General features: G+C 46.1%; 11 protein-coding genes and 1 tRNA gene. 6 read left to right on the top strand and 6 right to left on the bottom strand.

Annotated elements, in window-relative coordinates; all coding sequences use genetic code 11:
- Both NQ564_RS13655 and NQ564_RS13650 read left to right on the top strand, forming a co-directional pair.
- Entirely contained in the window at positions 1-1,506 is a 1,506-nt protein-coding gene (locus NQ564_RS13655; protein WP_008146038.1) for a lytic transglycosylase domain-containing protein, read from the top strand.
- Between the two features lie 87 nt (positions 1,507-1,593).
- Positions 1,594-3,888 carry a RelA/SpoT family protein gene (locus tag NQ564_RS13650; RefSeq protein ID WP_008146036.1) on the top strand — a complete coding sequence of 765 codons (2,295 nt, stop codon included), beginning with the start codon at positions 1,594-1,596 and terminating at the stop codon, positions 3,886-3,888.
- Between the two features lie 93 nt (positions 3,889-3,981).
- On the opposite strand, the gene NQ564_RS13645 is transcribed toward NQ564_RS13650, so the two are convergent.
- From NQ564_RS13645 to NQ564_RS13635, 3 genes are all read right to left on the bottom strand, one after another.
- Positions 3,982-4,377 (bottom strand): DUF3127 domain-containing protein, encoded by a 396-nt coding sequence (locus NQ564_RS13645; protein WP_008146034.1) that lies wholly within the window; start codon positions 4,375-4,377, stop codon positions 3,982-3,984.
- Positions 4,378-4,464: 87 nt separating this feature from the next.
- Positions 4,465-4,821, bottom strand: a complete 357-nt coding sequence (locus NQ564_RS13640; RefSeq protein WP_005634196.1) for a MerR family transcriptional regulator — start codon at positions 4,819-4,821, stop codon at positions 4,465-4,467.
- A 15-nt stretch (positions 4,822-4,836) separates the two neighbouring features.
- Positions 4,837-5,820: a M23 family metallopeptidase gene (locus NQ564_RS13635; RefSeq protein WP_008156653.1), complete on the bottom strand. Its 984-nt coding sequence runs from the start codon at positions 5,818-5,820 to the stop codon at positions 4,837-4,839.
- A 97-nt stretch (positions 5,821-5,917) separates the two neighbouring features.
- Between NQ564_RS13635 and alaS the strand changes: the two genes are divergently transcribed.
- The 3 genes from alaS to NQ564_RS13620 all read left to right on the top strand — a co-directional run bounded on the left by alaS (position 5,918) and on the right by NQ564_RS13620 (position 9,892).
- Positions 5,918-8,545 carry an alanine--tRNA ligase gene (gene alaS / locus NQ564_RS13630; RefSeq protein WP_008146026.1) on the top strand — a complete coding sequence of 876 codons (2,628 nt, stop codon included), beginning with the start codon at positions 5,918-5,920 and terminating at the stop codon, positions 8,543-8,545.
- Positions 8,546-8,717: 172 nt separating this feature from the next.
- Positions 8,718-9,782: a 3-dehydroquinate synthase gene (gene aroB, locus NQ564_RS13625; protein ID WP_008146024.1), complete on the top strand. Its 1,065-nt coding sequence runs from the start codon at positions 8,718-8,720 to the stop codon at positions 9,780-9,782.
- A 35-nt stretch (positions 9,783-9,817) separates the two neighbouring features.
- Positions 9,818-9,892: transfer RNA gene (locus NQ564_RS13620), tRNA-Pro, on the top strand.
- A gap of 73 nt (positions 9,893-9,965) precedes the next feature.
- Here NQ564_RS13620 and NQ564_RS13615 read toward each other — a convergent pair.
- The 3 genes from NQ564_RS13615 to NQ564_RS13605 form a co-directional block, all read right to left on the bottom strand.
- Positions 9,966-10,241: an HU family DNA-binding protein gene (locus tag NQ564_RS13615; RefSeq protein ID WP_008146023.1), complete on the bottom strand. Its 276-nt coding sequence runs from the start codon at positions 10,239-10,241 to the stop codon at positions 9,966-9,968.
- Positions 10,242-10,357: 116 nt separating this feature from the next.
- Positions 10,358-11,233: an AraC family transcriptional regulator gene (locus NQ564_RS13610; protein ID WP_039847978.1), complete on the bottom strand. Its 876-nt coding sequence runs from the start codon at positions 11,231-11,233 to the stop codon at positions 10,358-10,360.
- A 339-nt stretch (positions 11,234-11,572) separates the two neighbouring features.
- Entirely contained in the window at positions 11,573-11,962 is a 390-nt protein-coding gene (locus NQ564_RS13605) for a response regulator (protein ID WP_008146019.1), read from the bottom strand.
- 287 nt (positions 11,963-12,249) lie between these two features.
- Here NQ564_RS13605 and NQ564_RS13600 point away from each other — a divergent pair, with 287 nt between their 5' ends.
- On the top strand, positions 12,250-12,513 hold the full coding sequence (locus tag NQ564_RS13600; protein WP_008146018.1) for a hypothetical protein: 264 nt from the start codon (positions 12,250-12,252) through the stop codon (positions 12,511-12,513).
- Positions 12,514-12,596 lie beyond the last annotated feature (83 nt).

The raw sequence follows: 12,596 nt of genomic DNA, 5'->3' as shown, positions 1-12,596 counted from the left end.
ATGAATAAAAACCTACTTATCCTATTCTGCCTGTTCTGCCTGATGCAGGTCTCCCGTGCACAAGACCCTATATTCGGCGAACCGCAGCATTCGACATTATCGGCAGACTCGCTGTCTGACGTAGTGGGCCTGATACCTGAAAGCCTTGATGCAAACGTGGATAGTTTGCTTCATTCCTGGCATGTGCAATACTTTTCGAAAGTGGATGAGTATTGTCACGATGATGCGGAGAATGTTTATTTTCCCGATTCTGTTTACGAAGAACGCTTGGAACGTCTGCCGAGTGTGATCCGTCTGCCTTACAACGAGGTGGTGAGGGATTGCATCGACCTGTATGCGGGACGCAAACGTGATCTGGTACGTTATATGTTAGGTATGGCGGATTTCTATTTCCCCATTATCGAACAGGTGCTCGACAAGCATAACCTGCCTTTGGAGCTGAAGTATTTGGCTGTCGTCGAAAGCGCTCTGAATCCGGTTGCCCTTTCCCGTGTGGGAGCTTGCGGGTTATGGCAATTCATGCTTCCGACCGGTAAGATATATGGTTTGGAGATCAACAGCTTGCTGGACGAACGGCGTGATCCGGAAAAGGCGACTGAAGCGGCTTGTAAGTATTTTGAAGATATGTATGCCATTTATGGCGACTGGAACCTGGTGCTGGCTTCCTATAACTGTGGTCCGGGCAATGTGAATAAGGCAATCCGCCGTTCGGGAGGAAAGACTGATTTCTGGGAGATCTTCCGCTACCTGCCCCGTGAAACCCGTTCGTATGTGCCGCTGTTTATCGCTGCCAATTATATCATGAATTACTATTGCGATCATAATATCTGCCCGATGCAGACCAGCCTTCCATTGGCGACTGATACAGTTATGGTGAACAGTATGCTTCACCTGCAACAAGTTTCCGATGTGCTGGGGATCGACATCGAGCAGCTTCGTGCGCTCAACCCGCAATATAAACGCGATATTATACCGGGGAATACGGAACCTTCCGTATTGAAACTTCCGGCATCGCAGACGTATGCGTTTGTCGACAAGGAGGATTCGGTCTATACACATCGTATAGAGGAGTTATTGGGGGGCTGTGTGCCGGTCAATGCTGCCGACGGATCGAAGAATCTCACGCTTGAGAAAATAACTCATGTGGTAGCTTCCGGTGAAAATATCTATACCATCGCGAATCGCTATGGCGTTACTCCGAAGGATATCCGTAAATGGAACGGGCTCGGTTCTAACCGTGTTGCCAAGGGCCGCCGCCTACGTCTGCATGTCGATAACGGAGGTGTCGCATTCGCTTCCGCCAAGATAAAGAAGACCGAAAAGACTGGGACTGTTCCCGTTCGCGCTTCAGGTAAAAGTTTGACTTATAAAGTACAGTCCGGTGATTCCCTTTACTCCATTGCCAAGAAGTATCCGGGAGTCTCCACAGACGACTTGCAGAGAGCTAACGGGCTGACAAGCGCCGATATCCGACCGGGCCAGGTCCTGAAAATTCCGGTCGTTTAACTTTTTCTGTCGCTTTCGGGAATATATAAGCAAATATTTATATATATTTGCCTACATACACGTTTAAAATACGGAAGGGCATTCGATATGAGCGACATAAATGATACAAAAGACACAACGGATATGCAGCCTGCCCAGGAGGTGAAACCCGTCCTCTCGGCCGACGAGCAGATGATTCAGGACGGCTTTAACGCGCTGTTGCAGGATTACCTTAAATCAAACCATCGCCGCAAGGTGGAACGCATAACCAAGGCGTTCAACTTTGCCAATCAGGCACATGCCGGCGTGAAGCGTCGTTCGGGAGAGCCTTACATCATGCACCCGATAGCCGTAGCACGTATCGTTTGCCGCGAGATGGGACTGGGTTCCACTTCCATCTGTTCGGCCTTGTTGCACGATGTGGTGGAAGATACCGAATACACGGTTGAGGATATTAAGGATATGTTCGGCGAGAAGATCGCCCAAATCGTGGATGGCCTGACGAAGATTTCCGGTGGTATCTTCGGTGAGCAGGCCTCGGCACAGGCGGAAAATTTCCGTAAGTTGTTGCTGACGATGAGTGACGATATCCGGGTGATCCTGATCAAGATAGCCGACCGTCTCCATAACATGCGTACGTTGGGTTCTATGTTGCCCGCAAAGCAATTCAAGATAGCCGGTGAAACGCTTTACCTCTATGCTCCTTTGGCACACCGTCTGGGGCTTTTCTCCATCAAGACGGAACTGGAAGACCTGAGCTTCAAGTATGAGCATCCACAGGAATATGCCTTTATCAATCTGAAATTGACATCTACGGAAGCAGCCCGTAACACTTTGTTCGAGCATTTTGCCGTACCGGTAGACAAGAAGTTGAAGGAGATGGGGCTCAACTACGAAATGCGTGCCCGTGTGAAATCCGCCTATTCCATCTGGAACAAGATGGAGAGCAAAGGTGTTAGTTTTGAAGATATCTACGATATATATGCTGTCCGTATCATCTTCGACCCGCTGCCGGGTGTGGATGAGAAGAACCAATGTTGGGATATCTATTCCGCTATTACGGATATCTACCGTATTCGACCGGACCGTATCCGCGATTGGGTGAGCCGTCCGAAAGCCAACGGTTATCAGGCGTTGCACCTGACCGTGATGGGACCTGACGGGCAATGGGTGGAAATACAGATCCGTAGCCGCCGTATGGACGAGATTGCCGAGAAAGGCTTTGCCGCCCACTGGAAGTATAAGGAACATAATATAGAAGAAGATACGGAACTCGACAAATGGTTGCAGACCATTACTGAGATATTGGAAAGCCCGGACCCGAACGCTTTGGACTTTCTCGATACTATCAAGCTGAATCTTTTTACCTCCGAGATATTTGTCTTTACCCCGAAAGGCGACATCAAGACTTTGCCCCAGGGAGCTACGGCTCTGGACTTCGGATATGCCCTTCACTCGGATATCGGAAACAAATGTATCGGTGCGAAAGTCAACCATCGTTTAGTGCCGCTCAGCCATCAGCTGGCAAGTGGTGACCAGGTGGAGATCCTGACCTCCCGTTCGCAGAATCCGCAACCGGAGTGGTTGAATTTCGTGACGACAGCAAGGGCACGTGCTAGAATCGACGCTTACCTGAAAAAGATCCGTAAGGAGGCCGCAAAAGAAGGAGAAATAAAGGTGATCGATGCTTTCAAACGCAATAATTTGGAGGCAAACACGTCCAATATCGACAAATTATGTATGTATTTCGGCTTCTCCAAACGTGAAGAATTCTTTTATGCGGTAGAGAAAGGAGATGTGATTCTACCTGAAAACATTCATAAGCTGTTGAAGGAGAAAACGGACAATGTCCTCTTCAAATACGTCAAACAAGCGCTTCGGGTAGCAACGAAAGCGACTACGGGCAAGAAAGAGGAAGAAGAACAACCGAAAGAAAAGCCGAAATATGACAAGAAGAAACCTTATATCCTGAAAGAGGAGGCTTTCGAACGCAATTATGTCATTGCTGATTGCTGTAAACCGATTCCGGGGGATGAATCGCTAGGCTTTATCAATGATGACGGCAACGTCGTAGTCCATAAGCGTTCCTGTCCGATCGCCATGCGCTTGAAAAGCAGTTTTGGCGAACGCATCCTGAATACGGAATGGAGCAGCCATCATTCTTCATTCGAGGCGACGCTTGAGATTAAGGGGATCGATTCGATTGGTGTATTGAACACGATCACCCGCACGATTTCCGATGACTTCAATGTCAATATCATCCGCCTGCTGATCGAAGCAAAAGACGGTGTGTTCGAAGGAAGGGTGAAGATGAAAGTCCATGACGTGGAGGATATCCAGCGGATGTGCGTAGTCCTTTCTAAGATAAAGAATATCCAGTCTGTTGCTCGTGTGGCGGACTAAATTGAAAAAGCTATACCTCTTTGCCCTAAAAGGTATAGCTCTCGGACAAAAAGGTCATAGTCTTTCACGGAAAAGCTATGACCTTTTTGTTTATTAGAAAGGCAGGTCGTCGATCGGGTTGGCCGGACCGAAATCAGGAACGGCAGATGCTGCAGGTGCGGATGCCGGCACTACGTTTTCAGGAGTCATAGCTCCCGGTGCTGACTGGGGAGCGGCGGCCATTGGGCGTTCCACTTTCCATGCACTGATATTCGTGAACCAACGTCCTTGATATTCACGGCTGTCTATGTCGAAAAATACTGTAAGTTCTTCTCCGGGCTGTATGGCTGCCTGGTCGATACGGTCTGCACCGAAAATCTGGAAGCATACTTTCTTAGGGTATTGGTCATGTGTTTCCAGGACATATTCCTGCTTTTTCCACTCGTTTCCGTTTTTGCTGATACCGCCTTGAACTGGCAGTACGGCGATGATTCTTCCCGTAATTTCCATGTCTCTTGTTTTTATTAAATTGCTGCGAAGGTACGATTTTCCGGCGTAACAAGCTAATTCTTTAAAGTCGTTTTTTATCGGTGAGAGCTATTTGGAGGCTTCCAGCGCTTCGAATGCTTCCTTCATGGCGAGCAGCTCTTCCTTGATCTGCTTCAACCTGTTTACGATCTCTTCGTGACGTATTGTTGTTTCCGGGTTCTCTTTCAGCTTTTGCCGGGCGCCTGCCAGTGTCATTCCCCTTTCTTTCACCAAGTGGTAGACCAGACGTATCGCGTCGATGTCTTCCTGCCGATAGGAGCGGGTCCCTTTGCCCGTCTTGCGTGGACGTATTTGGTCGAATTCCTTCTCCCAGAAGCGCAGGGTCGACTCGTTGACGTCAAACATCTGCGCCACCTCGCTGATGGAGAAATAGAGCTTTAGATTTTTATCTTTATTTAATGCCATCGTATTAAACAATGTTTAATCCATTACCTGGCCGTGATTTTCGGCAATCTGTATCATACGGTCGTATTCTTCCGGAGTCAGGTCCATATAGTAGTATTTGGACGGGTTGTCGTGTTTGCCACGGACAATCACTTCGTAGTGAAGGTGAGGGCCGGTTGATTTTCCTGTATTTCCCACTTCTCCGATCACTTCTCCGCGCTTTACTTTCTGTCCGACACGTGCCCGGAACTTGCTCATGTGGCCGTAAAGCGTCTGGAATCCGTGCCCGTGATTGATCATCAGACAGTTTCCATATCCCTGTTTCCAGGCGGCAAAGGTAACGACTCCGTCGCCGGTTGCGTAGACTTCCGTGCCCACTTTGGCGGAAAAGTCCATGCCTGAGTGGAAACGGGGAGTACGGTAGATCGGGTCGATACGCACACCGTAACCGGATGCCGTACGTTTCAAGTCCTTATTGGCAATCGGCTGTATGGCGGGAATACATTTGCTTCGTTCTTCCTGGTTCTTACCCAATGTGATAAGCTCCTCCAGCGAGTTGGATTGGATATAGAGCTGCTTGCTCAGCATATCCATCTTCTGGGTGGTCGAAACGACCAGTTCGGGATTGGACAGGCTCATCAGGTGTTCATACCGATTGGTCCCGCCGAAGCCGGACTTACGGACGGATTCGGGGATCGATTCCGCTTGGAAGATCGCGCGGTAGAGGTTTTCGTCGCGTTGTTGTATGTCATCCAGGACTTCCAGCGCATTGTTCAAGCGCAACGAAAGCACTTCGTATTGCGTTTGCAACAACTTGTTCTCCTTCTTTAAAAGCGACTCGACCGGTGAATCGAACGTGCGTGAAAAGATAAAGAAAATGCCGACACCGATCACGATACCGATACTCAGGTGGCGAAGCACGCCGAAAAAACGGTCTTTGGCGGAGGGGTAAACGCGCTCGTAACTGAGCGTGTTGGGGTTATATAAGTAATATGTTTTTCTGCTTTTAAATAGTTTCATCAAATATTTTCTTGCTTGGATACGTGCAAAAATAATAATTTGCTGTACTTTTGCAAATTGTTTTTCAGAATATTAACGAGACTATATAGAATAGATTATGTTGACAGCAAAAGAAATCCGTGAATCATTTAAAGACTTCTTCGCTTCCAAGCAGCACCAGATTGTGCCTTCTGCTCCGATGGTTGTGAAGGGAGACCCTACATTGATGTTTACCAATGCAGGTATGAACCAGTTCAAAGATATAATCCTGGGGAACGTACCCCGTAAATATCCACGTGTCGCGGATTCACAAAAGTGTCTTCGTGTGAGTGGCAAGCATAACGACCTGGAAGAGGTAGGACACGATACTTACCACCATACCATGTTCGAAATGTTGGGAAACTGGTCGTTCGGCGACTATTTCAAACAGGAAGCGATCAATTGGGCATGGGAATACCTGGTTGATGTGTTGAAACTGAATCCCGAACGTTTGTATGCAACCGTGTTTGAGGGAAGTCCTGCCGAAGGCCTTTCACGTGACGACGAGGCTGCCGGTTACTGGGAGAAGTTTCTGCCGAAGGATCATATCATCAATGGCAACAAACACGATAACTTCTGGGAAATGGGTGATACAGGCCCTTGCGGCCCTTGTTCCGAAATCCATATCGATCTCCGTTCGGAAGAAGAACGTGCCGCTATCCCTGGTCAGGACATGGTGAACAAAGACCATCCGCAGGTGATCGAAATCTGGAACTTGGTGTTCATGCAGTACAACCGCAAGGCCGATAGCTCGCTCGAACCGCTGCCTGCCCGTGTGATCGATACCGGTATGGGATTCGAACGTCTCTGCATGGCTTTGCAGGGTAAGACATCCAACTACGATACAGACGTTTTCCAGCCGATCATCAAGGTGATTGCCGATATGGCGGGTACTTCTTACGGTAAGGACAAACAGCAGGACGTGGCTATGCGTGTAATTGCCGACCATATCCGTACGATTGCTTTCGCGATTACAGACGGGCAGTTGCCTTCTAACGCAAAGGCTGGTTATGTCATCCGCCGAATCCTGCGTCGTGCTGTTCGTTACGGCTATACGTTCCTGGATCGCAAAGAATCCTTCATGTATAAGTTATTGCCCGTACTGATCGAAACAATGGGAGATGCTTATCCCGAACTGATCGCGCAGAAGACGTTGATCGAGAAGGTGATCAAGGAAGAAGAAGAATCTTTCCTGCGTACGTTGGAAACCGGTATCCGTTTGCTGGATAAGAAGATGGAAGAAACAAAGGCAGCCGGAAAGAACGTGATCAGCGGCGTAGATGCCTTTACACTATATGATACATACGGATTCCCGTTGGATTTGACCGAGTTGATCTTGCGTGAAAACGGTATGGAAGCCAATATCGATGAATTCGACGTCGAGATGCAGAAACAGAAGGACCGTGCCCGTAACGCCGCTGTTATCGAAACCGGTGACTGGGTGGTGCTGAAAGAGGGCGGATGCAATTTCGTAGGCTATGATTTGTTCGAATGTGATGCCGAAATTCTGCGTTATCGCCAGATCAAGCAGAAAAATAAGGTATTATATCAGATCGTTCTGGATCAGACTCCGTTCTATGCAGAGATGGGTGGACAGGTCGGCGACACCGGTTGGTTGATTGCCGATGACGAGACGATCGACGTGATCGATACGAAGCGCGAAAATAACCTGCCTGTACATCTGGTAGCTAAATTGCCGAAGGATGTAACGGTAACTTTTACCGCCAAGATCAACGAGAAGAAACGTATCCAGTGCGAATGTAACCACTCTGCTACTCACTTGTTGCACGAGGCGTTGCGTGAAGTTTTGGGAACACATGTCGAACAGAAAGGTTCATACGTTTCTCCCGACTCTCTGCGTTTTGACTTCTCCCACTTCCAGAAAGTGACGGACGAAGAAATCCGTAAGGTGGAAAAGCTGGTAAGCGAAAAGATCCGTGCCAACTATCCGCTGGAAGAACATCGCAATATGCCGATTGCCGAAGCGAAAGCATTGGGTGCCATGGCTCTGTTCGGTGAAAAGTATGGTGATGAAGTCCGTGTGGTTAAATACGGTAACTCTATCGAGTTGTGCGGTGGTACGCATATCCCTGCAACCGGCATGATCGGTTCCTTGCGTGTGGTTGGCGAAAGCTCTATCGCGGCAGGTGTACGCCGTATTGAAGCGGTAACGGCCGAAGGTGCTGAGAATTACACCTTCATGTTGCAAGATTCCCTGCGTGAACTGCGTGCGATGTTCAACAATGTGCCGAATCTGTCTCAAACCATCAAGAAGGCCATCGAGGAGAATGCCGAACTGAAAAAGCAGGTAGGCGATTATCTGAAAGAAAAAGTTCAGCAGTTGAAGAAAGATTTGATCGCCAAAGCGGTTGAGCGTAACGGCGTTAAAGTTGTCGTATTCCGGGGTGAGGCCAATGTCGATGCTATCAAAGACTTGGCTTTCCAAATCAAAGGCGAAAGCAATACGGACGAAAAGGTCTTCTTTGTGGCAGGAATCAAAGACGGTGAGAAATGTGCGTTGATGGTTATGCTGAGCGAACAGTTGGTATCCGAAGGCTTGAATGCCGGCAAACTGGTGAAAGATGCAGCGAAACTGATACAAGGTGGCGGTGGCGGTCAGCCTCATTTTGCAACAGCCGGGGGCAAGAATGTGGCCGGACTGGGCGAAGCTGTCGAACACATCTTGGACGCAGCCGGTCTGAAATAAGAAGAAAGAGATGTTTCCCCCAGCAAGAAATGATAGTTTCATGCTGGGAGAACTTTTGTTCCATGCCTATGAAACTTTAGTTTCATGCGCATGGAATTTTCTTTTCCTTGTTTTGATAATCGAATAACATATAATACCTTTGCCATCACGATTATAATAAAAAAAGGACATTATGGCCGCTCAAAAAGTAGTAATCAGCAAGGATCTCAAAGCCGATTTGCAGGCGTTCTTTGCTTCCATGAGTTATGATAGACTCTTTATCCTGACCGATACGAACACGCAAGAAAAATGTTTTCCGCTGGTAAAAGATATCCCTGCCTTGCAGGATGCCCCGATCATTACCGTAAAAGCGGGCGATACTCATAAAGACATCGAACAGGTCGCCTATATCTGGTCGCGTCTCTCGAATGAAGGGGCTTCCCGAAATTCTCTTTTAGTCAATCTGGGCGGCGGTATGATTACCGATATGGGCGGTTTTGCCGGTGCGACTTTCAAACGTGGGCTGCGGACCGTCAATATCCCGACTACCTTGATGGCCTCTGTCGATGCGGCTGTAGGAGGAAAGACCGGGGTTAACTTCAACGGTTTGAAGAATGAGGTCGGTTCTTTCTATCCTCCCGAATGCGTCTTTATCGATTGTGAGTTCCTGCGTACGCTCGATCGGGACAACCTGCTTTCCGGCTATGCCGAAATGATCAAACATGCACTTATCAGTTCGATGGACATTTACGCTTCCGTCATGTTGTTCGACCTCGATGCGAGGATCGATTATGCTTTCCTGAACAGGATGGTCGCCCAGTCCGTAGCCGTAAAAGAGCGTATTGTGGAAGAAGATCCGAAAGAGCATGGCATCCGTAAGGCACTGAACTTCGGCCATACGATCGGTCATGCTTACGAAAGCCTGTCCTTTAAGAAGAACCGTCCTTTGCTGCACGGACATGCTGTTGCCGCCGGTATTGTCAGTGAATTGTACTTGTCTCATAAAGTATGCGGCTTCCCGATGGAGAAATTGAGTCAGGTTGTCTATTATCTGAAGGAGTATTATCCGGCTTTCGTGTTCGATTGCAAGGACTATGATACCTTATACGAGTTGATGATGCACGATAAGAAAAATGAAGCGGGTATCATCAACTTCACCCTGCTTTCTCAAGTGGGTGATGTTCAGATAAATCAGCAGGTGAGCAAGGAGAAAATTCTCGAATCCCTGGATTTTTATCGTGAAAGCTTTGGAGTATAACGAAAAATATTTACCTTTGCAGCCGTAAAACAAAGCGGGGTGTAGCTCAGCCCGGTTAGAGTACGCGTCTGGGGGGCGTGTGGTCGGAAGTTCGAATCTTCTCACCCCGACAATAGCTGAGTAAATAAAAAAGAGACTTACTTCTAAAAGTGAGTCTCTTTTTTTGTCTCTTTTTTTGTCCCTTTATTTGTTCATTAGCTCCAGCAGATGGGGAGCGCATTTGAAATGGATGATAGTCCTGGGAGACAGTTGTACGGCTGTTCCGCTTTTCGGGTTTCGTGCAGGACGACTGGATTGAAAACGTGGTTTGAACGAGCCGAAACCATGCAGGCAGATTCTTTGACCTTCTTTGACTTCCTGGACAATTAGTTTTTGCATTTCATCGATTGTCCGTTTGACATCTTTTTTGTCTAATCCTGTTTTCTTGGACAGGATATTGATAAGCTGACTTCTGTTCATATTCGTATTATATCGCTAATTATAAATTAATAGAAAGGAAATTTCGCTTAGTGGATCTTATCCGGTTGATTTGCTATTCAAATTCTTTTTTGTTTGTTTAATTGATTATTTGTTTGTTATTGATTCTGTTTCCTGTAATCCGAAGGAGACAATCCCGTATGTTGCCTGAAAAACCTACCAAGTGATGTCTGGTTGGAGAAATGTGTCCGGATAGCGATCTCCTGGACGTTCAGGGACGAGTTTTTTAACAGGAACTTGATCTCCTGCAGGATGTATTCGGTTATCCAGTCTTTGGCCGACATCCCGCTCACTTCCTTGACCACCATTGTGAGATATTTGGGAGTGATATGTAGTTTGTCGGCATAGAATGCTACGCTTCTGTTCTCTTTGTAGAACTTCATGATGAGCAGAAAGAAGCCGTGGGTCAGTTCTTTCTTATGATTGTCGAACGTCTGCTTTCCGGTGTGCGAATTTACTTTATATATATTGTAGAGATCCAGATAGAAAATCCGCATGAGAAGGACGATCGAATCTTTACGGTATAAGTTTTCGGGAGCATTCACCTTGCTGTAAATCAGCTGGAAAAAATTGATATACTTGGACGTTTCCAAGTCCGAAAGCTTATAATGATAATGACTCCTCATATAAAAGAAGAAATGGGGTGAAAAGCGGCGTATACCGCTAAGCACATCGTTATAAAGATTGAGAGACAATGAAAAATAGCTGACTGTGAAATCTTGGCTGATTTCAGACAAAGAGACCAGCTGACCTGGAAAAATGACAACAAGTTCCCCTTTAGTGAATGAATGCTCATACCCGTGCACATCCACTTTTGCTCTTCCTTCCGTACAAAAGGCAACAACAGCCCTATGGGAATAAGAAGGGTATAAGGGAATAGAAAATTTCGTTGAATTCCTGAAAATCTTAAAATCGTTTCCTAAAGAATGAGAAATCTCCTTGTTATCAGATGTCCTTTTATTTTTGTCTGACATGTTCATTTTAGTTTCGTTTGTAAAAGTATAATTTCGTTCTATATGAAAATCCATTAGTGCCGGTTTGGTATAGTTTTCCGGAAATATGATCCCTAATCACGGACACTTTTTTGTGAAAAATAAATTTACCCACCTCTTAAACCGGAGGTTTAATGTTTTGTTTAGGCGGAGTTTATAAAGAAAATTAATGTGGATATCTCCGTAAAATGAGAGGTTTTTGATAAAAATGAAAGGGAGAGTTTGCCGGTTAAGGTGTCTGTGAAAAAGCAAAAAAGTGGAATAGCCATAACGATTGTTATAGCTATTCCACTTTTTTATAATATGTCGTCTTTCAGCCTCTTACCAGGTTATCTGCGGCAAGAATTTGGAAATCGTTTTCTTCAGTTCGACGATATTGATGGGCTTGGTGATAAATCCGTTGCTTCCGGCAGCACGGGCGGCTTCCATGTCATTTTCGAAGGCATAGGCGGATTGCATGATGATCGGAATGTTCGTGTCTTTTTTCCTAATCTCTTTCAGCGCTTCTATACCGTTCATCTCCGGCATTTTTATATCCAGCAAAATCATATCGGCTCCTTTTTCTGCAAAGACTTTCAATAGCTCCAAGCCGGTTCTGGCTTGCAGAACGTTACAGTGTCTTTTTAAAATGGTTTTTAATAGCAGGAAATTGCTTTCCTCGTCTTCTGCGATCAGAATAGTTACATTGTACTTGTCTTCGTTCGTGCCCATATCTTTTATATTATCTGTGAACAAATTTCAGCATTAATTTTTACATGACCAAATAGAATAGAACTTATTCTATGTTTGGAGATCCGATTCTCCTTGCCCATCATGAAATATCGTGAAGCCGGGATCGGATTCGTTTTTCATGTTTATTGAAAATAAAAGGCCTGAAAGGTTGAAAGATCCGAGGATGTTTGTATATTTAGTGCATGAAACGAAGCAGCGAGATTAAACTTACCGCTTTCGGGAATGGTTATTAATGAAGAACAAGTATAACTTTAAAATCAAACATCATGGGAAAGAGTCAATTAATTCACAACAATGAGTTTCATTTGATTAGTAAAGCTGAAATTCGTAAGGCTACAGGCAAATTGGTAGAATCGTTGAATCTGGCAGCGGGTTCAACAGACGGATTCGATATTTATAAGGTAGTAGATGCTTATTTTACGGACTTGGACAAGCGTCATGAAATGAATGCTTTGTTGGGTATCGGCGAAAGTTGCCAATATTACGGTGAACAAGAACAGGTAGAGGAAGCGATCAAGGAGATAGACTGATAAAGCTTTCTCTATTCTTTTTTCAAGCAATAAAAAAGGAGATATCCGGGTGGACATCTCCTTTTATTTTATCTGAAAAGGCG

Origin of the sequence: Parabacteroides johnsonii DSM 18315 (assembly GCF_025151045.1) — a bacterium.
Classification (GTDB): domain Bacteria; phylum Bacteroidota; class Bacteroidia; order Bacteroidales; family Tannerellaceae; genus Parabacteroides; species Parabacteroides johnsonii.
This window is presented reverse-complemented; position numbering and strand designations above follow the sequence as displayed.